The organism is Aerococcus sp. NPDC058936 (assembly GCF_042741995.1).
Lineage (GTDB): Bacteria > Bacillota > Bacilli > Lactobacillales > Aerococcaceae > Aerococcus.
The window spans coordinates 109,693-134,375 of the sequence record NZ_JBHYKZ010000007.1; the positions used below are offsets into that span (position 1 = coordinate 109,693).

21 protein-coding genes are annotated in these 24,683 nt (G+C 40.0%); 18 read left to right on the forward strand and 3 right to left on the reverse strand.

Going from position 1 to position 24,683, the window contains the following annotated elements:
• The first annotated feature begins 67 nt into the window (after positions 1 to 67).
• From ACFW0C_RS07010 to cls, 5 genes are all read left to right on the forward strand, one after another.
• Positions 68 to 1,114 carry a DUF916 and DUF3324 domain-containing protein gene (locus ACFW0C_RS07010; protein WP_378106459.1) on the forward strand — a complete coding sequence of 349 codons (1,047 nt, stop codon included), beginning with the start codon at positions 68 to 70 and terminating at the stop codon, positions 1,112 to 1,114.
• A gap of 201 nt (positions 1,115 to 1,315) precedes the next feature.
• Positions 1,316 to 2,359, forward strand: coding sequence for an aspartate-semialdehyde dehydrogenase (locus tag ACFW0C_RS07015; protein WP_378106460.1), 1,044 nt, complete (start codon positions 1,316 to 1,318; stop codon positions 2,357 to 2,359).
• Between the two features lie 189 nt (positions 2,360 to 2,548).
• Positions 2,549 to 4,252: a ribonuclease J gene (locus ACFW0C_RS07020; protein ID WP_378106461.1), complete on the forward strand. Its 1,704-nt coding sequence runs from the start codon at positions 2,549 to 2,551 to the stop codon at positions 4,250 to 4,252.
• An 11-nt stretch (positions 4,253 to 4,263) separates the two neighbouring features.
• On the forward strand, positions 4,264 to 4,869 hold the full coding sequence (locus tag ACFW0C_RS07025; RefSeq protein WP_378106462.1) for an energy-coupled thiamine transporter ThiT: 606 nt from the start codon (positions 4,264 to 4,266) through the stop codon (positions 4,867 to 4,869).
• A 110-nt stretch (positions 4,870 to 4,979) separates the two neighbouring features.
• A complete protein-coding gene (gene cls, locus ACFW0C_RS07030) occupies positions 4,980 to 6,428 on the forward strand; it encodes a cardiolipin synthase (protein WP_378106463.1) in 1,449 nt (482 codons plus the stop codon).
• A 79-nt stretch (positions 6,429 to 6,507) separates the two neighbouring features.
• Here cls and ACFW0C_RS07035 read toward each other — a convergent pair whose 3' ends face one another.
• Positions 6,508 to 6,900, reverse strand: coding sequence for a hypothetical protein (locus ACFW0C_RS07035; RefSeq protein WP_378106465.1), 393 nt, complete (start codon positions 6,898 to 6,900; stop codon positions 6,508 to 6,510).
• A gap of 290 nt (positions 6,901 to 7,190) precedes the next feature.
• On the opposite strand from ACFW0C_RS07035, the gene gmk reads away from it, so the two are divergent.
• Complete coding sequence (gmk, locus tag ACFW0C_RS07040; RefSeq protein WP_338191092.1) at positions 7,191 to 7,823, forward strand: guanylate kinase; 633 nt, start codon at positions 7,191 to 7,193, stop codon at positions 7,821 to 7,823.
• Positions 7,823 to 8,035, forward strand: coding sequence for a DNA-directed RNA polymerase subunit omega (gene rpoZ / locus ACFW0C_RS07045; protein WP_048726357.1), 213 nt, complete (start codon positions 7,823 to 7,825; stop codon positions 8,033 to 8,035). The genes gmk and rpoZ overlap by 1 nt, the downstream gene beginning before the upstream one ends.
• 164 nt (positions 8,036 to 8,199) lie before the next feature.
• On the opposite strand, the gene guaD is transcribed toward rpoZ, so the two are convergent.
• Together guaD and ACFW0C_RS07055 are read right to left on the reverse strand one after the other, a co-directional pair.
• Positions 8,200 to 9,564, reverse strand: coding sequence for a guanine deaminase (gene guaD, locus ACFW0C_RS07050; RefSeq protein WP_378106467.1), 1,365 nt, complete (start codon positions 9,562 to 9,564; stop codon positions 8,200 to 8,202).
• 387 nt (positions 9,565 to 9,951) lie between these two features.
• On the reverse strand, positions 9,952 to 11,187 hold the full coding sequence (locus ACFW0C_RS07055) for an RNA-guided endonuclease TnpB family protein (protein WP_378106469.1): 1,236 nt from the start codon (positions 11,185 to 11,187) through the stop codon (positions 9,952 to 9,954).
• A 177-nt stretch (positions 11,188 to 11,364) separates the two neighbouring features.
• Here ACFW0C_RS07055 and priA point away from each other — a divergent pair, with 177 nt between their 5' ends.
• The 11 genes from priA to ACFW0C_RS07110 all read left to right on the forward strand — a co-directional run bounded on the left by priA (position 11,365) and on the right by ACFW0C_RS07110 (position 24,418).
• Positions 11,365 to 13,782, forward strand: a complete 2,418-nt coding sequence (gene priA, locus ACFW0C_RS07060; RefSeq protein ID WP_378106471.1) for a primosomal protein N' — start codon at positions 11,365 to 11,367, stop codon at positions 13,780 to 13,782.
• A 108-nt stretch (positions 13,783 to 13,890) separates the two neighbouring features.
• Positions 13,891 to 14,874, forward strand: coding sequence for a methionyl-tRNA formyltransferase (gene fmt / locus ACFW0C_RS07065; RefSeq protein ID WP_378106472.1), 984 nt, complete (start codon positions 13,891 to 13,893; stop codon positions 14,872 to 14,874).
• A complete protein-coding gene (gene rsmB, locus ACFW0C_RS07070) occupies positions 14,864 to 16,312 on the forward strand; it encodes a 16S rRNA (cytosine(967)-C(5))-methyltransferase RsmB (protein ID WP_378106473.1) in 1,449 nt (482 codons plus the stop codon). Before fmt ends, rsmB begins: the two co-directional genes overlap by 11 nt.
• Before the next feature lie 19 nt (positions 16,313 to 16,331).
• Positions 16,332 to 17,135, forward strand: coding sequence for a Stp1/IreP family PP2C-type Ser/Thr phosphatase (locus ACFW0C_RS07075; RefSeq protein ID WP_378106475.1), 804 nt, complete (start codon positions 16,332 to 16,334; stop codon positions 17,133 to 17,135).
• On the forward strand, positions 17,135 to 19,306 hold the full coding sequence (locus ACFW0C_RS07080) for a PASTA domain-containing protein (protein WP_378106477.1): 2,172 nt from the start codon (positions 17,135 to 17,137) through the stop codon (positions 19,304 to 19,306). The genes ACFW0C_RS07075 and ACFW0C_RS07080 overlap by 1 nt, the downstream gene beginning before the upstream one ends.
• A gap of 205 nt (positions 19,307 to 19,511) precedes the next feature.
• On the forward strand, positions 19,512 to 20,447 hold the full coding sequence (gene rsgA, locus ACFW0C_RS07085) for a ribosome small subunit-dependent GTPase A (protein WP_378106479.1): 936 nt from the start codon (positions 19,512 to 19,514) through the stop codon (positions 20,445 to 20,447).
• A 15-nt stretch (positions 20,448 to 20,462) separates the two neighbouring features.
• On the forward strand, positions 20,463 to 21,113 hold the full coding sequence (rpe, locus tag ACFW0C_RS07090) for a ribulose-phosphate 3-epimerase (RefSeq protein WP_378106481.1): 651 nt from the start codon (positions 20,463 to 20,465) through the stop codon (positions 21,111 to 21,113).
• Positions 21,114 to 21,163: 50 nt separating this feature from the next.
• Complete coding sequence (locus tag ACFW0C_RS07095; protein ID WP_378106483.1) at positions 21,164 to 21,835, forward strand: thiamine diphosphokinase; 672 nt, start codon at positions 21,164 to 21,166, stop codon at positions 21,833 to 21,835.
• A gap of 96 nt (positions 21,836 to 21,931) precedes the next feature.
• Positions 21,932 to 22,123 (forward strand): 50S ribosomal protein L28, encoded by a 192-nt coding sequence (gene rpmB / locus ACFW0C_RS07100; RefSeq protein ID WP_016896758.1) that lies wholly within the window; start codon positions 21,932 to 21,934, stop codon positions 22,121 to 22,123.
• A 219-nt stretch (positions 22,124 to 22,342) separates the two neighbouring features.
• A complete protein-coding gene (locus ACFW0C_RS07105; RefSeq protein ID WP_003143306.1) occupies positions 22,343 to 22,708 on the forward strand; it encodes an Asp23/Gls24 family envelope stress response protein in 366 nt (121 codons plus the stop codon).
• Between the two features lie 27 nt (positions 22,709 to 22,735).
• Positions 22,736 to 24,418 (forward strand): DAK2 domain-containing protein, encoded by a 1,683-nt coding sequence (locus tag ACFW0C_RS07110; RefSeq protein WP_378106485.1) that lies wholly within the window; start codon positions 22,736 to 22,738, stop codon positions 24,416 to 24,418.
• The last annotated feature ends 265 nt before the right edge of the window (positions 24,419 to 24,683 follow it).

A 24,683-nucleotide genomic window follows, 5' to 3' on the forward strand; every position in this document is an offset into this window, starting at 1 on the left:
TCAATCATTTTTTATTGCCCACCATATTGTGTTGGTGGGTACTTTTGTTTTAAGGAATGGAGTTAACATGTATTACAAAAATAAAGTGTTTTTTGGCTTGACGGTTTTAATTTTCTTGGCATTTTTCTTTATTATTCAACCAGTTCAAGCAACAGAAAACGAAGCGATTGGCTATTCAGTAGCACCGGTTATACCTGCTAATCAGTTAGGTGATACCACTTCTTATTTTGATCTGCGGATTGAGCCTAATCAAGAACAGACCATTCAAGTGGAACTATCAAATGGTTCAACAGAAGATAAGACTGTTTCGGCTCAGTTAGCCAATGCGACAACAAACGTTAACGGATTGATTGTTTATGAGGCTGACACAAATGATAATATCGACCCGTCTTTAACAGCGCCGCTTACTGAATGGACATCTTTATCTTCCAATGAAGTCATCATTCCAGCGGGACAATCAACAACGTTAGACATTACAATGAATGTCCCAGAAGAAGCTTTTGATGGTGTTAAATTAGGTGGTATAATTTTCCAAGAAGTCACGGAAGAGGGAACAGGAGATGCATCAGGAGAACAGGGTGTAGCGGTTCGAAACGCCTATACCTATATTATTGCTCTACAAGTATCTGAAAACGACAATGAAGTCCCTATTGATTTCGCTATTGGAAAAGTTTCACCTGAATTAGCTAACGGAGCCAGAACAGTAGTCGCGCAAATTCAACACCCACAAGCGCGTTTAACTGGTGGCGTTTCTATCCAGGCCGATATCTTTGAGCAAAATGGCGAAAGTCTGATTGCTAGCAAAACAATGGAAGATGTGTCTTTTGCACCTAATTCAACCATGCCTTTTACACTCGAATGGGATCACGCACTAAAAGCTGGTGACTATCGTATTGATATGGTTTTAACAAGAGATGGCCAAGAGTGGGATTTTACAAAAGAATTTACCATTCAACCTGAAGAAGAGGCAGAAATTAATGAGGCCGCAGTGACTGAAGTAGTAGATGATTCAGTATCATTACCAACTTGGATAATCATTGTTGCCATCCTAGTGGTGATTGTGATTATTGCCTTAGTGGCTTATGTATTGCACTTGAAACGTAAATTAAAATAAGAGTGTAAACATTACACCGACCTATAGAGTAGTTGACCAACAAGTGAGTTAGCTGCTCTATTTTCTATACCGTTCTAATTGAGTGTTTTCTCATTTTTATTTCATAATATTGTCATTTTCATTGAGAAATAGGCTAAGCTCTGATAAAATGAAACAGCGGGTACGAATACTATCGAATATAAACAAAAGGATGAATCAATTATGGCAAAAGAGTATAATGTAGCAATTGTCGGGGCAACAGGTGCAGTTGGGGAACAATTACGTCACTTAGTTGCAAAAGCAAATTTCCCAGTAAAAAATATCAAGCTATTAGCATCAGCACGTTCAGCAGGTAAAGAATTACCAGTAGGCGATAAAAACTATGTGGTTGAAGAATTGACTAAAGATGCTTTTGAAGGGGTAGATATTGCCTTTTTCTCAGCTGGTGGTGACCGTTCAATCGAGTTTAGCCAAGCAGCCATTGATGCTGGTGCAGTCGTAATTGATAATACATCTGCCTTCCGTATGGATGAAAATACACCATTGGTAGTGCCAGAAGTTAACCCACAAGCATTGAAAGACCATAATGGTTTGATTGCCAACCCTAACTGTTCAACAATTCAAATGGTTGTGGCTTTAAATCCAATCCGTGATGCTTTTGGTTTAGACCGAGTGATTGTTTCTACTTACCAAGCTGTATCAGGTGCAGGGGCGACTGCTATTGAAGAAATGCGTCAACAATACCGTGATATTGAGGCAGGTAATGATATTCAAACACCTGGTATCTTACCGGTTGGTGGTGACGAAAGACATTATCAAATGGCTTACAACGTATTGCCGCAAATCGATAAATTCCAAGACAACCACTATACGTATGAAGAAATGAAAATGACCAATGAAACCAAAAAAATCTTGGGTGATGATACGATTGGGGTATCTGCGACATGTGTGCGTGTGCCGGTTGTTTACGGTCACTCAGAGTCTGTTTACTTTGAAGTAGATAAAGATGACGTAACACTTGAAGATATTCAAAATATTTTACGTGACGCACCGGGTATTGTATTGGAAGATGATATCAACCAACAACTATACCCTCAAGCAGTGAATGCTGAGAAGAAAACTGAAACATTTGTTGGCCGTATCCGTAAAGACTTAGACTTCCCACGTGGTTTCCATATGTGGGTTGTTTCTGACAACTTATGGAAGGGTGCTGCGTTGAATTCAATTCAAATTGCAGAACAAATGGTAGCTGATAAATTAATCTAGTTTATGTTATACTTAAGCTAGCGATGTGCGGGCAATGTGGCGAAGCGTCATTGCACCGCACTTTTTTTGAGTGAAAAATATATCCGACCTGACTAACAATTTGCGTCAGTTTGGATACAGGCTGCACTAACTATTTAGCGTGCATCCAGACTTTATAAAAATAAACCCAATATATTAGGAGGCAATAATATGAGTGATATTAATATCATCGCTCTGGGTGGTGTCCGTGAAAACGGGAAAAACATGTACCTAGTCGAAGTTGACGAAGCAATCTATGTCTTAGATTGTGGTCTTGTATACCCACCAGATGAATTATTAGGAATTGATATGATGATTCCAGACTTTACATACTTAAAAGAGAACCAGGACCGTGTAGCAGGGGTTTTCTTAACCCACGGCCATGCGGATGCGATTGGTGCTTTGCCGTATTTATTAAAAGATATTCAAGTACCCGTATTTGGTACTGAATTAACAATTGAATTAGCGAAAATTCAAACGAAGAAAATTGGCTTGAAGAATTATCAAGACTTCCATATTATTTCAGAAGACAATGAAATTGATTTTGGAAATGTCGTGATTAAATTCTTTAAAACGACTCACTCTGTACCAGAATCAGTAGGGATTGAAGTATCTACACCAGAAGGTTCAATCGTTTATACTGGTGACTTCAAATTTGATATGACAGTTTCAGATGCATATAAGACAGACTTTTCGCGTATTGTTGAAATTGGTCGTGACGGTGTATTCGCCTTACTATCAGATTCAAATGCAGCAGAAAATATGAAACCAAATGCAACTGAAGTTGAAATTGAACAAGGTTTGTTGAAGGAAGTGCGTAACGCTAAAGGTCGTGTTATTGTTGCGGCAGTGGCATCAAACTTAATGCGTATTCAACAAGTTTTAGATGTTGCAAGCAAACTTGGTCGTCGTGTTTTCTTAGATGATACTGAATTAGAAGAAATTATTGACGTGGCTATTCGCTTAGGCAAACTATCAATTCCATCAAAAGACTTGATTACCAACTTGAAAGACCTTGGTCGTTTTGAAGATCACGAAATTATTTTCCTAGAAACTGGAAAATCTGGGGAACCATTAACAACCTTACAAAAAATGGCTTCAAGTCGTCACACCACAGTGAACATTAAAGATGGGGACAAGGTCATCATCGTGACTACACCTTCTTATGATATGGAGAAAGTGGTAGCAGAAACGAAAAATGATGTTTACCGTGCAGGCGGTGAAGTGGTTGAATTAGCTCAAGCGTATGCATCAAGTGGTCATGCGAGTCCAAAAGACTTACAATTAATGATCAGCTTATTGAAACCAAAATATGTGGTCCCAATTTCAGGTGAATACCGTCTCATGTCTGCCCACAAACACTTGGCAACTGAGGTAGGTATTCCAGAAGAAAATGTCTTCTTATTAGACAAAGGGGATATCTTGACCTATAAAGATGGCAATATCCATATCGGTGGTGCCGTGCCAGCTTCAAATGTATTGATTGATGGATCAGGTGTTGGAGATATTGGTAATATTGTTCTACGCGACCGCCGTATCTTATCTGAAGATGGTATTTTCTTAGTTGTCCTAACTATTTCGCGTCGTCTAGGTAAAATCTTATCTGGTCCAGAAATTATTTCTCGTGGTTTCATCTATATGAAGGCTTCTGAAACCTTATTAGATGAATCAAAAGACCTTGTCGTTGAAGTGACTGAGGAAAATCTTAAAGACAAGAACTTTGAATGGTCTAAATTGAAAGGTGACATCCGTGATGCACTAAGTAAGAAATTATATAGTGAAACCCAACGCCGTCCGATGATTTTACCAGTCATTATGGAAGCTTCAAACTACCATCCTGACAAAAAAGATAAGAAAAAAGGAAAACAAAACTAAGGGGGTCCGGCATGAACGCGTCACAAAAATTAGTAGTCTGGGTTGAAGGGTTATTATTTGTCATCCTGGCTTTATTAATTGAAAGCATCTTCCCAGAAACCATTACAAGTTACAATATTACTGTAGCGATTTCGTTAACCCTATTGGTTTTCTATTCATATAGAAGAGGATCAATAGCAGGTTATATCGCCGGTGCAGTACTTGGTGCAGTAGTGGGGTATTTACAAGTAGAGAATGTACAAACAGAGTGGATGGTGCTAGTGGCTAGTGCAATCCAAGCAGCGATGGTTGGGTTATCAGGCAAATTTGCCCGAAACTTACAACGGACTTTATTCAACCGTCGTATGTCTAGTGTATACCTAAACCTGATTACCGGGACAAGTATGACTTTTGCCGCATTCTTCATCCTAAAATTTATCTTTAATCAATATGTGCTAAATGTTGGTCAAGTGGCAGATGGTACATATGCGATGAGTATGTTATGGTCATTCTTGGCTAACTTAGCCTTGGCCTTAATCATCTTGGTGATCATCTTGAACGTGTCATCGAAATATTGGATTCCAAAAAATACGCCATATATTTCACGAAAAGAACGTTCACGATTATTGAATGACTAACTCGTTCATTATATCTTGTAACAATAAATAACGTTTTAGAGCAAACAGACAGTCCTTGGAATTTTCAATCGACCTACTTGTTTGCTCTTTTACTTTCAAAAGGGGAAAACATGGGTTTATATATTTTATATGGGATTTTAATTCTATTCCTGTTAAACACCATCGCCGCAGTCATTACCATCCTCAGACAAGATCGTCCTGTGGCGACTATTTGGGCTTGGCTACTGGTCCTTATATTACTGCCGGGTGTAGGGTTTATTATTTACTACTTTGTAGGGCGGAAAATTTCCGACCAAAATATCTTTAGGATCCGTAACCAAGAAGTTTATGGTTTAAATGGTCTAAAAGAAAAGTATTTAAATAAAGATGGTAAACAGAAAAATGTTGACCATTATCCGCGTGGTATTAAAAAAATGATGCGTCTCTTGTTTAAGAGTGACTATTCCATCTTAACTGACAACAATCATGTCGAAATCTTTATTTCGGGCCAAGAAAAAATGGACCGGCTAGTTTCGGATATCTATGCTGCAAAGGATTCAGTACATGTCCAATACTATATTTTTACTGATGATGAAGTGGGTATGCGGGTAGTAGATGCTTTAGTTGACCGAGCTGAAGCCGGATTAGAAGTAAAACTGATGGCGGATGCAGTAGGCAGTCGATTATTGACTAAGGGTTCAGTTAAAAGAATGGAAGAAGCAGGGGTACAGTTTGAAAGTTTCTTCTCAAAAAGTCCCTTCTTTATTTTAAATTTTCGTCTAAACTGGCGTAACCACCGTAAAATTGTGGTAATTGACGGTTTAGTCGGTTATGTAGGAGGCTTTAATGTAGCCAAAGAATATATTGGTAAAGGACCTTTAGGTTATTGGCGTGATACCCATTTTCGGATTACAGGAGATGCCGTCAAAACTTTACAAAGCCGTTTTATGGTAGACTGGTTTGCTTCTAAGAAAGCTAAACCAAGTGATTTTGACCATGAATACTTTCCAGACCCAGAAGTAAATGGTGAAACAGCCATGCAGATTGTTTCATCAGGGCCAGACGAAGAATCTGACCAAATTAAAATGGGTTACCTACAAATGATCAATATCGCTGAAGAATATATTTATCTTCAAACACCTTACTTTATTCCAGACGAAGCCGTCTTTGAGGCGGTCGAGATGGCAGCCTTATCAGGTGTGGAAGTACATATCATGATTCCTTCTAAACCCGACCATCCACTAGTTTATCGCGCTACCGAGTACTACGTAAAATCCTTATTAAAGTCTGGGGTACATGTCCATAAGTATCGTGATGATGGTTTTTTACATGCCAAAACATTGTGCGTTGATGGTCATATAGCGAGCGTTGGTACAGCAAACTTTGATATCCGAAGCTTTGCTTTGAATTTTGAAATCAATGCCTTTGTTTACGACCGTAAAGTCGTTGCCCAATTAGAGGAAATCTTTAAAAAAGACTTGAAAGAATCGACTCAAGTGGATATCGATCATTTTGAAAACCAAACAAAATGGAAGAAATTCCGTCAAGGGTTCTCAAGATTGTTTTCACCAGTCTTATAATAGGCACAAGAAAAAACCAGCTATCTGATTAGCTGGTTTTTGCGGTGTTATGGAATTGCTAGTGGTAACGATGCTTAATTTAATCAGCATAAACAGAACGAACAGCCATGATTTCATCTACTTTAATAATCCGCATCACATCGTTATCAACGTCCTCAAATAGAACTATGTCTTTATCTGTATATTTTGACCGGAAGATACCAAATAAAATATCTTTGGTGTTCATAGAACCGATTTGACGGGTAACGGTAATATATAGGGGGTCACCTAATTCGTTTGAATAGTTAATGTGTTTGATAATGTCTTTGATGGGCATAATAGTTGTCAATACGTTGTTTTCCTTTTTCGCGTTGCGCTCTTCACTATTGAAAGAAAGGATATTTGACTGGCTAGATTGTTCAGCTTCAAGCAACATTGGATCAACTGGGATGAATAAACTACGGATTGATTGATAAGATAATGGGTTTTGCATGATAAGCCTCCTTATATTGAACAGTGGTTAGAACGATGGATACGCATTAACGTAACTTGATTTAGCAAACGTTTGTTCGCTTTACAATTTATATTATAAAGAACAGGCGTTCGGTATGCAAGTCTTTTTTCGAACGTTTGTTCACTTTTTACTTAAAGGGTTAAATATGGTATGATTCTAATTGAAAATTAATCCGAACATTAAAGAAAATCTTCAGGTCTTTGAGAAAAATAGTAAAATTTGTGGTACTATTAATGCTATATAAAAATGTGAAGGGTGAAAGGTGTTCTATGAAATCGAAAGGACTATTAGTTGTATTATCCGGTCCCTCTGGTGTGGGGAAAGGAACAGTGCGTCAAGCGCTGTTTGAGACTGATACGAATCATGATCAGTTTTATTATTCCGTTTCTGCAACAACCCGACAACCGCGTCCAGGTGAAGAAGATGGTAAAGACTACTTCTTCGTATCGCGCGATCAATTCGAAGGTATGATTGAAGACGAACGTTTATTGGAGTATGCTGAGTATGTAGGTAATTACTATGGAACACCCCTTCAATACGTTGAAGAAATGACTGACCAAGGTAAGGATGTTTTTCTTGAAATAGAGGTTCAAGGTGCCTTACAGGTGAAACGACGTATGCCTGAGGGTGTATTCATTTTTCTTGCACCACCGACTATGCATGAGTTAGAATCTAGAATAGTTAACCGGGGGACTGACGCGCCGGATGTGATTGAAAAACGGATGAAGCAAGCGCGCGAAGAGTTACAATTAGTCACTCAATATGATTATGTTGTAGAAAATGACAATGTAGACTCAGCAGTTGAACGAATTCAAACCATCATAAATGCTGAGCATTTAAAGACAGACCGTTTTATCGACGATATTGTAGAAAATTACTTAAAGGAAGGCGACGAATCATAATGATTATCTATCCATCAATTGACAAATTATTAGACCGTATCGATTCAAAATACTCACTAGTTTCCATTGCTGCGAAACGTGCAACGGAATTACAAGTTGAGAAGAACCCGATGTTAAATGAATACCAATCACCTAAATTTGTAGGACAAGCCTTAGAAGAAATCGCTTCTAATGACTTAGTGATTGATCCAGACTCATTATCACAAAGCTAGTGATCAGTTTTAGAAAAATATAAATCCTATTAAGCCAAGTAGCTTTCCGTTGCTTGGTTTTTTTGCTTATTTAATCTAGATATAGGAAGGGATTAAGCTAATGGAATATACGAAAAAAGAGGTGTACCATCAAAACGGTCACACCTCTTATCATCAAATGAATATTATTTTTCAGAAACTAATCTACCTTGAACATATACTTGTTGGATATTGGCTTGGTTAGCTAAGTATAGGATTTTTTCAAAGGTTTGTCCTAGGTCTTCAAAGACACCAAAACCCTGGATACTGTTTTCTTTGACTTTGGTATCAATGACTTGGAAATCGGCTGCATAGCCTTCTTTGATTAAGCCAATTGGTAAGTCAAGGGCTTCACCACCACCAAGAGTTGCAAGAGAAAAGGCTTCTACAACAGAAATGCGAGAATTTGGGACACCACGTTCGGCTTGCGGTAAATGAGTATCGACCCCGTCTTCTAATTGACGTGAGCTCATGACTGCTTGTTTAATCCCGTCGTATAAAGACGGAGAGAAACCACCGGAAATATCTGTTCCTAAGCCCACTTGTACATCTAATTCTTTTAGGTGTTTAATGGGAATGATACTGTTAGCAAAATAAATGTTAGAAATAGGGCAGTGGGCAACCGCTGTTTGGTTTTCTGCAAAAATCGCAGCATCATCGTCATTGATAAAGTTGGAATGGGCCATGACTGATTTTTTGCCGAATAACCCAAAGTCTCTAAGCGCTTCTGTATCAGTTTTACCAAAGCGTTCATAAGTAAAATCATGTTCCCATTGACCTTCACTACAGTGGGTATGGACATGAGTATCGTATTTTTGTGCTAACGCGCCTAAACCTGCCAAGGCCTCATCAGTACACGACGGGGCAAAGCGGGGCATAACAACAGGGTAAACGCCTTGAATAACGTCCTTACCAAAGGTACGCACGTCTTGGATGAATTCTTCAGTTTCTTGTAGGGCAAGCTCAGTTGAAGCGTCCCGGTAGAAATCTGGGTTACCAACCGGATCATCCATCACCACTTTACCAACTAAGGCGCGTTGACCTTTTTCTGCAGCAATTTTCACTAATTCAAAAGAAGATTCTTTGTGAATAGTCCCGAAATAAAGGGCAGTAGTGGTGCCACGAGCGAGTAAGGTCGCCACTAAGTCTGTGTAAACTTCTTTCGCGAAGTCAATGTCTTTATATTTAGCCTCTAGTGGAAAAGTGTGTTCATTTAACCAAACATCCAAGGGGGCGTCTAAAGCAATCCCTGCTTGAGGCCACTGGGGTGCGTGGATATGGGTGTCGATAAATCCAGGTAATAAGTATTGACCGTCCGTTAGACGAATTAAAGTACCACGTTCTTCAAATAGTTGAATGAGGGGTAGGTAATCACCATCATCAGCCGGTACAATTCTATCGATGACCCCATCTTGATTAATGGTAATGAGTGCGTCTTCTTGGTATGCCAGTTGACCATGTTCTGGCGTATGAAAATAAGTCGCTAAAATGGCTTTTTCTAATCCAATCATGTTGTACTCCCTTTAAATAAAAATATTTCCTTCTCTCTCATTTTAAGATAAATTAACGAACAAGTAAATAGAATTAAAGTTAAATGTTCGTAACTAAACTCTAATATCTCAAATTAATTAGATTTTAGTTACAGAAAGGATAAATTAACGAACGAATACACAAAGGAAAAGCGAAAATGTATGCCACAGGCAATTAATGTTAAATGCCAACCAATTACTATACAATAGGTAGATCAACTACTCTCTGTTAAAACAGAGAGTTTGTCCTAAACATGGTGGTTGTACAAACGATATAATATCTCCAACTGTTTAAAGACACTAAGGGATGGTTGACTGGCACCCCATCAGTAAGCGGTCTGTAGACACTTACCGAATATTGTTTTATGTTTAATAATTTTGTATTGGCACAACTTTTTCAAACCGCGGGTTTTTCTCACTCGACAGATATCGGTGACCCAATTCTTGAATATTGATAGCTGCCACACGGTCATCATTTGATTGATACCCACAATTCTGACAAGTAAACAAGTGCTTATCTTGTTGTCTATTAGCTTTATCAATTGATTCGCATTTTGGACAACGTTGGGACGTAAATTGTGCGGATACTTTTAAAACTTGCGAACCACTTTCTAAAGCTTTGTACATTAACTTTTCTTCAAAATCGAAGAATCGCCAAGAATGGTGTTCATACCGTGCATCTTGCTTACGGTGGTGAGTCGTGTTAAAAGTAACGTTCGTAAGATCTTCCACCACAAACAAGGTATTGGCCCCGTATCGGTCAACGAGTGTCTTTGATAATTGATGGTTCACATCATTCATCCAGCGGTTCTCTCGTCTTTCAATTGTTTTAAGGCGTCTACGACTTGATTTGGTGTTCGTCGCTTGTAAGGACTGGCGCAATTTCTTAAAACGCCGTCTTTTCTTCATCAAGCTTTTACCCGAATAGAAGGTAGTATGAGCTGTATCATCCGCAATAGTTAGTATCTGTCTTAAACCACGGTCAATGCCTACAATACGTTGAATATTAGTTTCATCTGGGCTGTCTATCTCTTTACTTGCGGACACGTGTAAGAACCACTTACCCTTACGACAGAGTAATTCAGCTTGACCGAACTTGTAAGCATTCTGGCTAAATTGTTGAAGATAATTGATATGTTGCTTATCACAAGACACTTTAATTCGTCCTTGATTGGTCGTCAGTGAATAGGTATTGTTTTGGTGATAAGCGTAGTTACGATTACGTACGAACACAGCGACTGGTTGCTTAAACCCTAGGGGTCTCGTTAAATGGTAAAGGTCTTTATATAGCGTATGATATTTACCTGTATGGATATCTTTATAACGCTTAGGTTTTTGTTTAAACTGTGTTTTCGCGGTCTTATATCTCGCGATTACCGTACGCATCACGGACTGGGCCATTTGAGATTGCAGCCCAAAATCCTGACGTATCTGATGATACAAGGCGTTGTGCAAAGTCGTTTGACCTAATTCAAAGTCATGGTCAAAGATATATGTCGAAACAAAATTACAAGCGTTTAAAAACTGTTGTTGAGTTTCTTCGAACTTTTCAATATCACTAGCACTTGGGTATAATTGCACTTTAATTGTTTTCGTTAACTGCATCTTATCACCTCTTTTCTCTTAAAATACATTATACTATCTATTTAGAGGAAACATAAACGATAACTTAGTAAAATCAACAAAAAGAGCTGTCTATTTCGCTAATTCCTCCTAGGTATCAATACCTAGGTTTCCTTAGCTGACAGCTTGTAAATGAATACGATGAAGGAGGCGACTGGAATGGTTGAGACAAATGTAATAGAAGTGATTGTGGACGTCCCCACCATGCAGACGGACCATCCTTTTGAATACCAAATCCCTGAAGAAATGGTGGATATTATTCAACCAGGCATGCGGGTACAAGTCCCATTTGGCAGTCGTAACCTCTTGGGTTATGTGATTTCACCAGCTAAAGCTACCGCCGATTTTGAAGGCGAATTGAAGCCGATTACTGCGCTTTTAGACGACGAACCCGTATTAAACGCGGAAATGTTGCAATTAGGTAAGGATATGGCCAAGCAGAATTTCTGCTTTTTAGTTGAAGCCTACCATACCATGCTGCCAAACTTGCTCAAGGTAAATTATGAAAAGTTCTTCCTGCCAACACCTGAAATTGCTTATCTTGACCATCAGCACTACTTTGATGACCTGAGTGAAATCGCCTGGTCTGATGCCGAGAAAAAGGGTATCCTCACTGAGTTGATAGCCCTTAAAAACAAAGGTCACGTCACCATAGATTATCGGGTGGAAGACCGCAAACGCTATAAAACGGCACAATGGGTGCAACCACTGATGGACTTTGACCAACTAGAAGAAGAAGCCACCACCATTCGAAAAACAGCTAAAAAGCAACTTGCCTTGGTGGAAGTGTTAATGGAGCTGGACGGCAAAAAAGTGTCAGCTAAATACTTACGAGATGAATTCGACTTGCACACAGCTACGCTTAAAGCAGGGGCTGAAAAAGGCTGGCTGAAACTATACGACCAACAAGTCAACCGTGATCCCTATGCAGATATCGCCATTGAAAAATCAGAAAAGTTACCCTTACAAGCCCAGCAACAAGTAGCTTTTGACGCTGTGAAAAAAGCCATGGACGAACACGAAGACCGGGTATTCCTATTACAAGGGGTGACTGGGTCGGGGAAAACGGAAGTGTACTTGCAACTGATTCAAGAAGCCTTAGACAAGGGGAAAGAGGCCATTTTACTGGTACCAGAAATTTCCTTAACGCCGCAAATGGTCAACCGGTTGAAAAGTCGCTTTGGAAACCAAGTAGCGGTCTTGCACAGTCAATTATCAACAGGGGAACACTTTGACGAGTGGCGCAAATTAAAAAATGGCCAAGCTAAAATCGCCGTTGGGGCCCGGTCATCTATATTTGCCCCCCTAAACAATATTGGCTTGATTATTTTGGATGAAGAACATGAAGCTACCTACAAACAGTCAGATAATCCTCGCTACCATGCAAGGGAAGTGGCCAAATGGCGGGCAGCTTACCACCATTCGCCAGTTATCCTAGGGTCAGCAACCCCTAGTCTAGAATCAAGAGCACGAGCCCAAAATGGGGTTTATCAACTACTTGAAATGCCCGAACGGTCAAATCAAAAGCCACTGCCGCCTGTTGAAATAATTGATATGCGTGAAGAATTTAAACATAAAAATTACTATCAATTCTCACGGCAATTACGGGACCAAATGCAGGCCACAATGGACCGGGGGGAACAGGTTGCTTTAATGCTAAACCGGCGTGGTTTCGCCAATTTCATGCAATGCCGAGATTGCGGTTATACCTTCCAATGTCCAAATTGTGATGTATCACTGACTTACCACTATCACGATAAGCAATTGCAGTGTCACTATTGTGGTTTTAACCAAGCTAGGCCACAGCGCTGTCCACATTGTGGTCAAACCCACTTACGGGAATTTGGTACGGGGACAGAAAAGGTGGAACAAGAAATTAATGAGCTGTTCCCGAATAAAACTGTGGCTCGGATGGATATGGATACTACCCGCCGTAAAGGAAGTCATGAGCGGATATTAAAGCAAATTGCTGATAAAAAAGCAGATATTTTACTAGGTACTCAGATGATTGCTAAGGGGCTGGATTTTCCAAATATCACCTTAGTAGGGATTATCAATGCAGATACCACACTCTATCTGCCAGATTTTAGGGCAGCTGAACGGACTTTCCAACTCTTGACTCAGATGTCAGGACGGGCAGGACGAGGAGACCTGGAGGGGCAAGTCTTGATTCAAACGTACAATCCTGACCACTATGCCTTAACCTTGGCTAAAAATCATGATTATGACCGTTTCTATCAAACAGAAATGCAATACCGGAAGCTCAACCAGTATTCGCCGTATTATTTTACCGTTCGGTTTACCATTTCCAACTTTGACGACCATACAACGCAAGCGACAGCGGCTAAGGTGGCTGCAATTTTAAAGCAGGCTGACATTCAAGCAACTAAGGTGATTGGGCCCGCTCAGTCGACCATTTCAAGAATTAATAATCAATACTATTACCAACTCTTATACCAGCACCGAGGCAACCAGAACATCCAGGTTGTTTTGCAAGAAATTCAAGATAAGGCCCAGGATTGGTCTAAGGACAAAATTTACGTATCCATAGACGTAGACCCCCAATCCTTCATGTAAAAAGGGTTCCTCATTTCAAGCTAAATCGGACACTGATCAGCGAAAATCTCAGATTGAAATAATGGTATAATAGGAAGAAAGCACAGGATTTATTTAAAGGAGACACATTTGAAAAGAATCGTATTTATGGGGACACCCGCATTTTCAGTGAATATATTAGACGCATTAGTTGCGCAAGATGACCAGTATGAAGTGGTTGCAGTCGTGACGCAACCAGACCGTCCAGTAGGGCGCAAGCGAAAATTAACGCCATCACCAGTGAAAGAAGCTGCTTTAAAACACGATATTCCAGTCTACCAATCGGAAAAAATCGGTCGTGATCAAGAGATTAAAGACTTATTAAATGAGGATATCGATTTAATCGTCACTGCAGCCTTTGGTCAATTCTTACCGACGAGCATATTAGAGGCGCCAAGATACGGCGCGGTAAATGTACACGCGTCATTACTGCCAAAATACCGTGGGGGCGCACCAGTCCACTATGCTATTTGGAACGGAGATAAGGAAACAGGCGTTACCATCATGCGGATGGTCAAGAAAATGGATGCAGGGGATATTTTAACCCAAGTGGTCGTCCCAATTGAAAGTGACGATACCGTTGCGACCATGTTCGATAAATTATCGGCTGCAGGGACTGACTTGTTGATGGACACCTTGCCTAAATTATTTGCCGGTGAAATTGAACCGCAAGCCCAGGTTGAGGAAGAGGCGACCTTTTCCCCTAATATTACCAGCCAACAAGAACAAATTGATTGGCGTAAAGAAGCGCAGCAAATTGACAACCAAGTCCGGGCCTTTAACGCTTGGCCAGTAGCCCATACAAAAGTGGATGGTCAACGGTGGAAAATTTGGCAGGTGGCACCAGTTACAGGAGAGACGTCTGACGAAAAACCAGGCACAATTATTAAAATTCAAAAGAAACCGGCTCAATTGTGGGTGGCAACAGGAAACAAAACCGTTCTAGCTATTGAGCAATTACAACCAGCTGGCAAGAAACAAATGGACGTTGCAGCCTTTATTAATGGTGGGGCTGGGAACTTAGTGGTCGGCGATAGCTTTGACCAAGTGGAGGACGATGTAGATGGAGAATAATCAAGTAGAACCAGGGTCGAATGCCCGTAACGGCGGCCATAGTGGGGGTTATCAAACGCCTTTAAAATTGTCTGCACGTTTCCAAGCAATGGAATCGGTCAACCAAATCATCCGCCACAACCAATTCATCAACCAAGAAGTAAATCGGGTGTTAACTGAAGAAGCTGTGGCCGAAGCAGACCGTAACCTCTATACCAACTTGGTTTATGGGTCTGTGCAAAACTACTATACATTGGACGCCTTTGTCCGTGATTTTGTAGCCAAGCCTAACAAAGTCAAATCATGGGTTTGGTCTTTACTGATTGTTTCAGCTTACCAAATGTATTATTTAGATAACATCCCAAATTATGCAGTAGTTGACGAAGCGGTACGGATTGTCCGCAAACGTGGTAACCAGACCTTGGCTAAATTCGCGAATGGGGTTTTACGGAATTTCACCAGACGTTATGAAACAATGGCCGATTTTATCCAAACCAAAGAAGATCCAAGAGAGAAGTTAACCCTAGAGGCCTCATTACCGCCTGTATGGGTCGATTATTTTGTGGACCGTTTTGGTTTAAACGAAGCCGAAAAACTGGCGAATTCACTCAATCAAACGCCATTTATTACGGTACGGGCTAACAATAAATTTCATAACCTAAACACAGAAAAAATGGCTGAATATCAAGAGATATTAGAAGCAGAAGGATTTACAGTAGCGCCTAGTCCTTTGTCGCCATTTGCTTTACGGGTAACTAAGGGGAATCCAGCCCATTCATCTTTATTCATCAACGGAGAAATTACCATCCAAGATGAATCAGCACTTCTAGCTGTAGAAGCTTTGAATCCACAAGTAGGGGAAACGGTTCTTGATGCTTGTGCAGCGCCTGGCGGGAAAACTGTACAAATTGCTGAAGCAGTGGGTCGAACAGGTCATGTGATTGCCTGTGATATTGCCGACAACAAATTGCCTTTAATTCAAGAAAATGTAGACCGGATGCAGGTAGCTGACCACGTGGAAATTCTCCATCAAGACGCAACTGCCTTGTTAGACCGTTTTGGGGAAAATGGCAGCGAACCGACAAGCTTTGATAAGATTTTAGTCGACGCACCTTGTTCAGGTGTCGGCCTATTCCGCCGTAAACCTGACACCAAATACCATAAAACATTGCAAGATTTGGATGCCTTGCATGACATTCAAGTAACAATTATGAATCAAGCATTACCATTGTTGAAAAAGGGTGGCGTGATTACCTATTCTACATGTACAATTACAAGAGAAGAAAATGAAGATGTGGTCAAAGCCATTTTAGACCAACATCCAGACCTAACATTAAAGTCATTTAAACATTGGCGAGATAACCTAGACCAATCAATAGGCGCAGATGGAACAATTGAAATCCTACCGCATACCTATATGTCTGACGGTTTCTTTATCGCCAGCTTTGAAAAAAACTAGCGAAGGAAAGTGAGTATACATGGAAATCGCAAGCAAAACTGATGTCGGTGTCGAACGAAAACAAAACCAAGACCAAGTAGGCGTTTTTTACAACCAAGACCAAGCAGCAATCTTATTGCTTTGTGATGGGATGGGTGGCCATAACGCGGGAGACGTGGCTTCAGAAATGGCTATTTATCATGTAGGCAATGCTTGGGAAAGCACTGGAAACATGACAGATCCCAATATCATTTCTAATTGGTTAACCAGCCAAATTAAGGCGGCTAACGCCCATATATTTGAAAAAGCCAACCAATACCATGATTTATCAGGTATGGGTACAACAATCGTCGCCGCTGTACCATTAGAAGATTTAGCACAAGTGGTTTCAGCCCATGTAGGGGATTCACGTATCTACATTCATCAAGCGGATCAACTAAAGCAAATTACTAAAGACCATTCTTTTGTCCAAGAATTATTAGATATGGATATGATTACAAAAGAAGAAGCACAGGTCCACCCACAAAAGAATATCGTGACTCGGGCAGTGGGTATTGCTGCTGACGTTGATGTCGATATTGATGTTGTAGATTTTTTAGTAGATGATACCTTACTACTATGTTCAGATGGGTTAACAGATATGGTTGAGGAAACAGAAACCTTGGCCATTTTGAGTGATGAAAGACGCACTATTGAAGAGAAAGCTGACCAATTAATTGCGCTTGCTAACGACCATGGAGGCCGAGACAATGTTTCGGTGGTTGTCGCACATAGAACACCAGCAAATTTACAAAAGGAAGAAACATTCGAACATGAAATTGAAAAAGAAAGGGGTGAATTCTAATGAGATCTGGTCAAATCATTGATGAACGCTATAAAATTGTGAACCATATCGGTTCAGGTGGTATGGCGGACGTATACCTTGCTTATGATCCTATTTTAGAGCGTGATGTAGCCATCAAGTTCTTGCGTGTAGGGAAAACAGATGCCATGGATGCCAACAAACGGTTCGAGCGTGAAGCCCTTTCCGTATCAGAATTAAACCACCCAAATGTCGTTAGCCTATTTGATGTGGGTGAGGATGAAGAAGGCAAGTTTATCGTGATGGAATACGTGGACGGGATGGACTTGAAGGCCTATATCCGTGAAAATCACCCAATTCCAGTGGATATTATCCAAACGCTGATGATCCAAATCCTATCAGGTGTGCAAGCAGCCCATGAAATTGGTATTGTCCACCGTGACTTGAAACCACAAAATATCATGGTCAACCACGACGGGACGATTAAAATCATGGACTTTGGGATCGCTATGGTGACTTCTGAAACAAGTATCACCCAAACCAATTCCATTATTGGTTCAGTCCACTATCTATCACCAGAACAAGCACGTGGTTCAATGGCCACCAGTCTTTCAGATATTTACTCTTTAGGAGTCGTTTTATTTGAAATGCTGACAGGTCGTGTACCATTTGACGGTGAATCAGCAGTGTCAATTGCCTTAAAACATTTCCAAGAGCCGCTACCACCAATCGAAGCTTATAGAGAAGATGCCCCACAAAGTTTAATTAATGTGGTGGCCAAGGCAACAGCTAAAGAACCATCTGCTCGTTATCAAACTACACAAGAAATGATCGATGACTTAGAAACGGTCTTTTCTGATAACCGGAAGAATGAGCCCGTTTTTATCCCAGCTAATATGGCCAATGAAACGATTGTCATGGCTAAGGAAGATATCGAAAATCAAATGCGTCTAGCAGAGTCCGATGAAGTACAGTTAATGGCTGCTGGTGAAAAAGCAGTTGATGACGATACAGAACCGGATACAAACGGTGAAAATGCTGAAGATACTGTTTTAGATGATTCAGATGAACATGATATTCCTGATAAGGCAGTTTTAGCTGCAGGTGCTGGTATAGCTGGCGCCGCCGTAGCGGGAGCGGCTGCAGGTGGTGGAAGCGCAAGCGCTACAGGTGTTGCAGGTGTTAGTAAGTTACAAGCAGACCCAAGTTTAAGTGCGGATGATAGTGGTACTAGCAATGGTGGAGATAGCACACCACCAAGTAAACCTAATAACAAAGCTGGTAAACCAAGTAATAACCAGCCAAAAAGTCGTAAACCACTTGCCATTGTTGCAGGCGTTATTATTGGACTCATTTTAGTTGCTTTCCTAGGCTATAACTATATGGCAGGCCGCAATATTACCGTACCTGACTTAGCGGGTATGACAGAGCAAGAGGCATCCTTAACTTTAGAAAGTTTGAATTTAGTTCTAGGAGATGTAACAGAAGTATATGATGAAGAAGTTGAAGCCGGTCGTGTGATCAACTCAAGTCCTTCAGCAAACACAGAAGTCAAACATGATACGGAAGTTGATGTTAATATTTCGCAAGGACCAGAGCCGTATGAAGTAAATGACTACACTGGTCAAACATTTACGAAAATTGAAGAAGAATTAACAGCATTAGGCTTTACTGTCACCCATGAAGAAGACTACTCTGATTCAGTTGAAGCAGGCGACATCTTGAGTCAATCTATCGAACAAGGTGAAGCAGTGATACCTGGTGAGACAACGATTAACTTTGTTGTTTCTGCTGGAGTTGAAACCTTTACCATGGCCGATTTATCTGGGTGGAATAGAGCATCAATTCAACAATATGCTGAATCAAATGGGTTAGTGGCTTCATTTGATTCACAATATTCAGGTTGGGTACCGGATGGGGTGATGATTTCGCAATCAATTACACCTGGTACGGAATTTGTAGCTGGAGATGAATTATATATTGTGATGTCTGATGGACCGGAACCAGTATCTAGTTCATCAAGTTCAAGCTCCTCATCTTCATCTTCATCCTCAAGCTCATCATCTAATGACGATGATGACGACGACAATGATAGCTCATCATCAAGTTCATCATCTAATAGTAGTTCAAGCTCAAGTTCTTCAGCGTCAAGCTCATCATCGAGTGCTAGTTCATCCTCTAGCCAACGTGAAAGTTCTGATGTAGAAGATTAGGAAAATAAATACCAATCAACCCAAGGCGTAGACAGTTTGTTTACGCCTTTTTTGCCATTTTAAAGACCTTTCAAACGAATAAATATTGTCGGAGTGTTTTTTATATAGAATTTGAGTTAAAATAGGACATAAGTATGCGGACAAAAATTTTAAATCTATATTAGCTAAATACAATTCAATCAATAAGGAGGTATTATTCAACAGCATGAAGAAAAAAACAACAGACATTCAATCAAATGCACTAACTTACACCGGCCAAATTATTAAAGCCCTATCTGGTTTTTATTATGTAGAAGAAAAAGAGAGCCAAGTGATTTATACTACACGGGCACGTGGCCAATTTAGAAACACACAAACTACACCCTTGGTGGGCGATTTCGTGGAATTTCAAGCCGACAATACCAAAGAAGGCTATGTGATGAAAATCTTACCACGCTACAGCCAAATGATTCGACCGGCAGTAGCGAATGTGGACGTGGCCTTGTTGGTAGCATCAGTTACAGAACCTCAGATTCAACCAAAATTATTAGACCGTTTTTTAGTTTATTTAGAGTCAGAAAACATTGAGCCGATTTTATACTTTTCTAAAATGGACTTAATTGACCAATCGAGTGCGTCGGATAAACAACGAATCGACAATTTTATAAAAATATACCGACAAGTTGGCTACCAAGTGATCTTATCAACTGACTTAAATGAAGATAACTTCAATCAACTAAAAGACATTGTCGCCAACCGGACCATGGTGGTTGTCGGCCAGTCAGGGGTTGGAAAATCGACTTTATTAAACCGGTTATTACCAGATTTAGCGATTGAAACAGGCGAAATCTCAACATCACTCGGACGCGGTCGTCATACTACCCGCCATACCGAATTACATGATATATTTGAAGGTAAAGTGGCAGATACACCTGGTTTTTCTAGTATAGATATCGACCAATTAGATAAAGTCTTATTATCTAACTATTTCCCTGAAATGCGGGCCATTCAAGACCAATGTAAGTTCCGTGGTTGTACCCATATTCAAGAACCTAAATGTGCAGTGAAAGCCGCCTTAGAAGCTGGTGAAATCGCACAAAGTCGCTATGACTCTTACCTACAAATCTTCCAAGAAATTGACAATGCAAAACCCAAATATTAGAAAGTAGGAATGTACATGTATATTGCACCATCTATTTTATCTGCGAATTTTGGTAAATTTATTGACGAAGTGAATCGAATCGAAGAAGCTGGCGCTGACTGGGTCCACATTGATGTCATGGACGGCCATTTCGTACCAAATCTAACCTTTGGCGCTGGCGTCGTTGAAGCTTTACGTCCAAATACAAAAATGACCTTAGATTGCCATTTAATGGTCTCTAACCCAGAAGCACATGTTGAAACATTTGCCAACGCGGGGGCAGACTACTTTACGGTTCATTACGAGTCAACTAGCCACTTACATGGCTTAATCCAAACCATTCACAAACACGGTATGAAGGCCGGTGTGGCCATTAATCCAGCAACGCCCGTATCTGCCATTGCGCCGATTCTAAAAGACGTCGACATGATTTTAGTCATGACAGTAAACCCTGGATTTGGGGGCCAATCATTTATTGCATCAACTGTTGATAAGATGGCTGAATTAAGTGCCTTCAGAGCGGCAAATGACGCCAAATTCTTAATCGAAGTAGATGGCGGTATTAACGATGAGACCGCTAAAATTTGCGCAGAAAAAGGCGTAGATGCCTTTGTAGCCGGTTCATACATCTTCAATAAAGACGACGTGAAACAACCAATCGATGCCTTAAGAATGGCGATCAAATAGGGCTATTTGTCTTTAATCTTACCGAGCACTCACTAGAAAGAGGTGAACCCATGCAAGTTTATCTTATCGGGTCTGGACCTTTTGACCCAACGTATTTTAAAGCCTATGTAGAACAACAAAAAGTAGCCCTTAAAGATGCGGAAACTGCCTTCGTTGGGGTCGATTTAGGAGCTAAACAGCTGTTAGACCTTCATTTTCCCATTGACTTAGCGGTAGGCGATTTTGATTCAATTGAAGAAAGTGTCCTTCAACAAGTTGAGCATAAGGCTAAAAAAATTGAAAAGTTACCGCCAATGAAAGATGAAACGGATACTGAACATGCTTTAGGTACCGTTGCAGACTTATATCCCCAAGCTGAATACCATCTCTTTGGTATGTTAGGGGGTAGGGTAGACCATTTATTATCTAACTTATGGCTGATTTATCAAGAACGGTTTGCGTCGATGATTGATCATGTTCATCTAGTAGAAGAAAACAATGCTGTGTCATTCTTAAGACCAGGGCAACATCAAGTTGATCGTTTAAAAGACATGAAATATTTATCGTTTGTGGCAATGACGCCAGTTAAAGACTTATGTTTAGAAAATGTTGTCTATCCACTAGACAAGTATCAAATGCCAATTCCCTTGGCTTTGGTTTCAAATGAATTTCTACCAGGTCAAAATACCATGAAAATTACCTTTAGCGATGGTCTTATTCTCGCTATTCAAGCCCGAGATTAAGTCTAAACATCATTTTTATCATAAATAAATTTGATTTATGACGTTAAATATAGTAATATGTTATGGTATGAATATTTGTAGAGGAGGATTATGACAATGGCTAAAGAATGTTATTACACAGGACGTAAAGCGACTTCAGGTAACAACCGCTCACACGCATTGAATGCTACAAAACGTACATTTAAAGCAAACTTACAAAAAGTTCGTATCATCGACGAAAATGGTAACAAAAAGCGTGTATGGGTTTCTGCACACGCAATCAAAGCTGGTTTAGTTACCCGCGCGTAATCCATTTATGATTATAATCAATTAAGGTCGTAGTTTTCCAACGAGGGAAGACCACGGCTTTTTTTGTGTCTATTATAGGGTTTGCGACTTGTGAAATATTTAGGTATAATAGCCTAGTATGTGGTAAAATGAGTGTTATAAATGAAGTTATATTTGTTTAGAACGATAAAGTTCTAGACTAATCTAGCAAGACAACCCTTCAAAAGGAGGACAATTTTTATGGCATTAAAAATGCAAACAGACTTCGGTGAAATTGATATTACAAATGAATCTATCGCAACAGTCGTAGGTATGGCAACAACACAAAACTACGGTGTCGTTGGTATGGCAAGCAAGCATCAAATCCGTGACGGTATTCAAGAAATTCTTAAACAAGAAAACTATACCAAAGGGGTACTTGTTTCAGTAGATAACAACGATTTAGTAGTAGTGGATGTATACATTATCGTCAACTACGGTACGAAAATTTCTGAAATTTGTCGCAATGTACAAAGTTCTGTGAAATACGAATTAGGTCGTCAATTAGGTATTGCTGCAAACGTAGTGAACGTGTACGTACAAGGCGTCCGTGTGATTGAAGACTAGTTGCGGTAATCAAGGAGGATTTTTTAGGTGAAAAGAACAGTATTAGACGTTGAAGCGTTCATATCTATGCTTGAAGTTGGGGGTAACCGACTTTCAGAGAATGCTGAATACGTGAATTCATTAAATGTTTTCCCGGTGCCAGATGGGGATACCGGAACAAATATGAATTTAACATACACATCAGGTATCGAACGAGTAATTAAACAACAATCCGATACCGTTGGTGAGGTTGGAGAAGATTTAGCTAAGGGATTATTGATGGGGGCACGCGGTAACTCAGGCGTTATCTTATCCCAATTATTCCGTGGTTTCGCTAAGGCGATCGAAGGAAAAACAACCGTTGAAGCCAAAGATCTAGCGAATGCTTTCCAACGCGGTATTGATACAGCAGTAAAAGCTGTGATGAAACCCGTAGAAGGTACTATTTTAACAGTAGCACGCGAGTCAGCGGCAGCAGGTATGCAAAAAGCTGAAGAGTCAGATGACATCATTGAAGTGATGACAGCTGTATTAGAAGAAGCACAAACATCACTAGAAAACACCCCTAACTTACTACCCGTGTTAAAAGAAGTAGGCGTTGTCGATTCAGGTGGTCAAGGGTTAGTATATATCTACCACGGCTTCTTAGAATCACTAACAGGTGAATCGATTCCAGTTAAATCAGCTGATCCAAACAAAGCGAATGTCACAGAATTAGCACACCAAGAAAACTTCTTTAATACTTCTCATTCAGTAACATCAGAAGATATTCAATTTGGTTACTGTACTGAAATCATGGTCAAAATTGGTGAAGGTGAAACCGTTACTGATGAATTTGATTATGACACATTCCGTAACCACTTAGATGGTATTGGTGACTCATTATTGGTGGTATCTGATGACGAGATTGTAAAAGTTCATGTGCATACAGAAACACCAGGTGAAGTCATGAACTATGGCCAAAAATTTGGTTCATTAGTGAAAATTAAAGTAGATAACATGCGTCTACAACATGACGATATCTTAGATGGCAAAGGATCAAACCAAACTGAATCAGCACCAGCAGTTGAGCGTACGAATTTAGCGATTATTGCTGTTGCAGCCGGTGAAGGAATTGAAAACCTATTTAAAGATATGGGCGTTAAATCAATCATCTCTGGTGGTCAAACGATGAACCCATCAACAAATGACATCTTAGATGCTATCAACAAAGCGAATGCAGATAATGTGATCATCTTACCAAATAATAAGAATATCATTATGGCTGCTAACCAAGCTGTTGAAGTGTCAGAAATTCCAGCTGCTGTAGTTGAAACTAAATATATCTCTCAAGGTTTAACAGCAATGTTAGGTTACAACCCTGATGGGACATTAGAAGACAATAAAGCAGCAATGGTTGCTGAAATGGCCAACGTAACCAGTGGTCAAGTCACAGTGGCTGTTCGAGATACAACTGTTGACGGCTTAGCAATCCATAAAGATCACTTTATGGGTATCATAGACGGCAAAATAGTTTCTGAAGATGCTGATTTAGTCAAAGAAACCATCAACATGATTAATCAAATGGTTGATGAAGACAAAGAATTAGTGACGTTAATCTTTGGTGAAGAAACCGACCAAGCAACAGCTGAATTAATCGCTGAAGCAGTCGAATCGGCCAACGAAGATATTGAAGTTGAAATTGTAGACGGTGGTCAACCAGTTTACCACTTCTTAGCATCAGTTGAATAAAATCTGTATATTAAAACATAAATAAGCACAGAAGCGAGCGGAATGTATGCCCAAAGCTTCTGTGCTTTTAATAGGCTCTTCTTCAAATAGGACTGATGAGTAATTTCTACCAGGTAATCATTAGATTGCCTGGCTTTTTATATATTCTTTTCCATTATTCATTTTCATCATTATACTATGCTTTTGGAGCAGCCCTTAGGCTGCTTGTACTACCGGTATTTCATTTAGATATAGCTTGTTCGTCATTAATATTCTAGTTCTAAAA

Bases quoted from the DNA above. Each gene is read 5' to 3' on its own strand.
- ACFW0C_RS07105 (WP_003143306.1), top strand. From the start codon at position 22,343: ATGGCATTAAAAATGCAAACAGACTTCGGTGAAATTGATATTACAAAT.
- ACFW0C_RS07075 (WP_378106475.1), top strand. From the start codon at position 16,332: ATGGAAATCGCAAGCAAAACTGATGTCGGTGTCGAACGAAAACAAAAC.
- rpmB (WP_016896758.1), top strand. From the start codon at position 21,932: ATGGCTAAAGAATGTTATTACACAGGACGTAAAGCGACTTCAGGTAAC.
- guaD (WP_378106467.1), bottom strand. From the start codon at position 9,564: ATGATTGGATTAGAAAAAGCCATTTTAGCGACTTATTTTCATACGCCA.
- gmk (WP_338191092.1), top strand. From the start codon at position 7,191: ATGAAATCGAAAGGACTATTAGTTGTATTATCCGGTCCCTCTGGTGTG.
- rsgA (WP_378106479.1), top strand. From the start codon at position 19,512: ATGAAGAAAAAAACAACAGACATTCAATCAAATGCACTAACTTACACC.
- cls (WP_378106463.1), top strand. From the start codon at position 4,980: ATGGGTTTATATATTTTATATGGGATTTTAATTCTATTCCTGTTAAAC.
- priA (WP_378106471.1), top strand. From the start codon at position 11,365: ATGGTTGAGACAAATGTAATAGAAGTGATTGTGGACGTCCCCACCATG.
- ACFW0C_RS07025 (WP_378106462.1), top strand. From the start codon at position 4,264: ATGAACGCGTCACAAAAATTAGTAGTCTGGGTTGAAGGGTTATTATTT.
- ACFW0C_RS07015 (WP_378106460.1), top strand. From the start codon at position 1,316: ATGGCAAAAGAGTATAATGTAGCAATTGTCGGGGCAACAGGTGCAGTT.
- rsmB (WP_378106473.1), top strand. From the start codon at position 14,864: ATGGAGAATAATCAAGTAGAACCAGGGTCGAATGCCCGTAACGGCGGC.
- ACFW0C_RS07020 (WP_378106461.1), top strand. From the start codon at position 2,549: ATGAGTGATATTAATATCATCGCTCTGGGTGGTGTCCGTGAAAACGGG.
- ACFW0C_RS07035 (WP_378106465.1), bottom strand. From the start codon at position 6,900: ATGCAAAACCCATTATCTTATCAATCAATCCGTAGTTTATTCATCCCA.
- ACFW0C_RS07080 (WP_378106477.1), top strand. From the start codon at position 17,135: ATGAGATCTGGTCAAATCATTGATGAACGCTATAAAATTGTGAACCAT.
- ACFW0C_RS07095 (WP_378106483.1), top strand. From the start codon at position 21,164: ATGCAAGTTTATCTTATCGGGTCTGGACCTTTTGACCCAACGTATTTT.
- ACFW0C_RS07055 (WP_378106469.1), bottom strand. From the start codon at position 11,187: ATGCAGTTAACGAAAACAATTAAAGTGCAATTATACCCAAGTGCTAGT.
- ACFW0C_RS07010 (WP_378106459.1), top strand. From the start codon at position 68: ATGTATTACAAAAATAAAGTGTTTTTTGGCTTGACGGTTTTAATTTTC.
- rpoZ (WP_048726357.1), top strand. From the start codon at position 7,823: ATGATTATCTATCCATCAATTGACAAATTATTAGACCGTATCGATTCA.
- rpe (WP_378106481.1), top strand. From the start codon at position 20,463: ATGTATATTGCACCATCTATTTTATCTGCGAATTTTGGTAAATTTATT.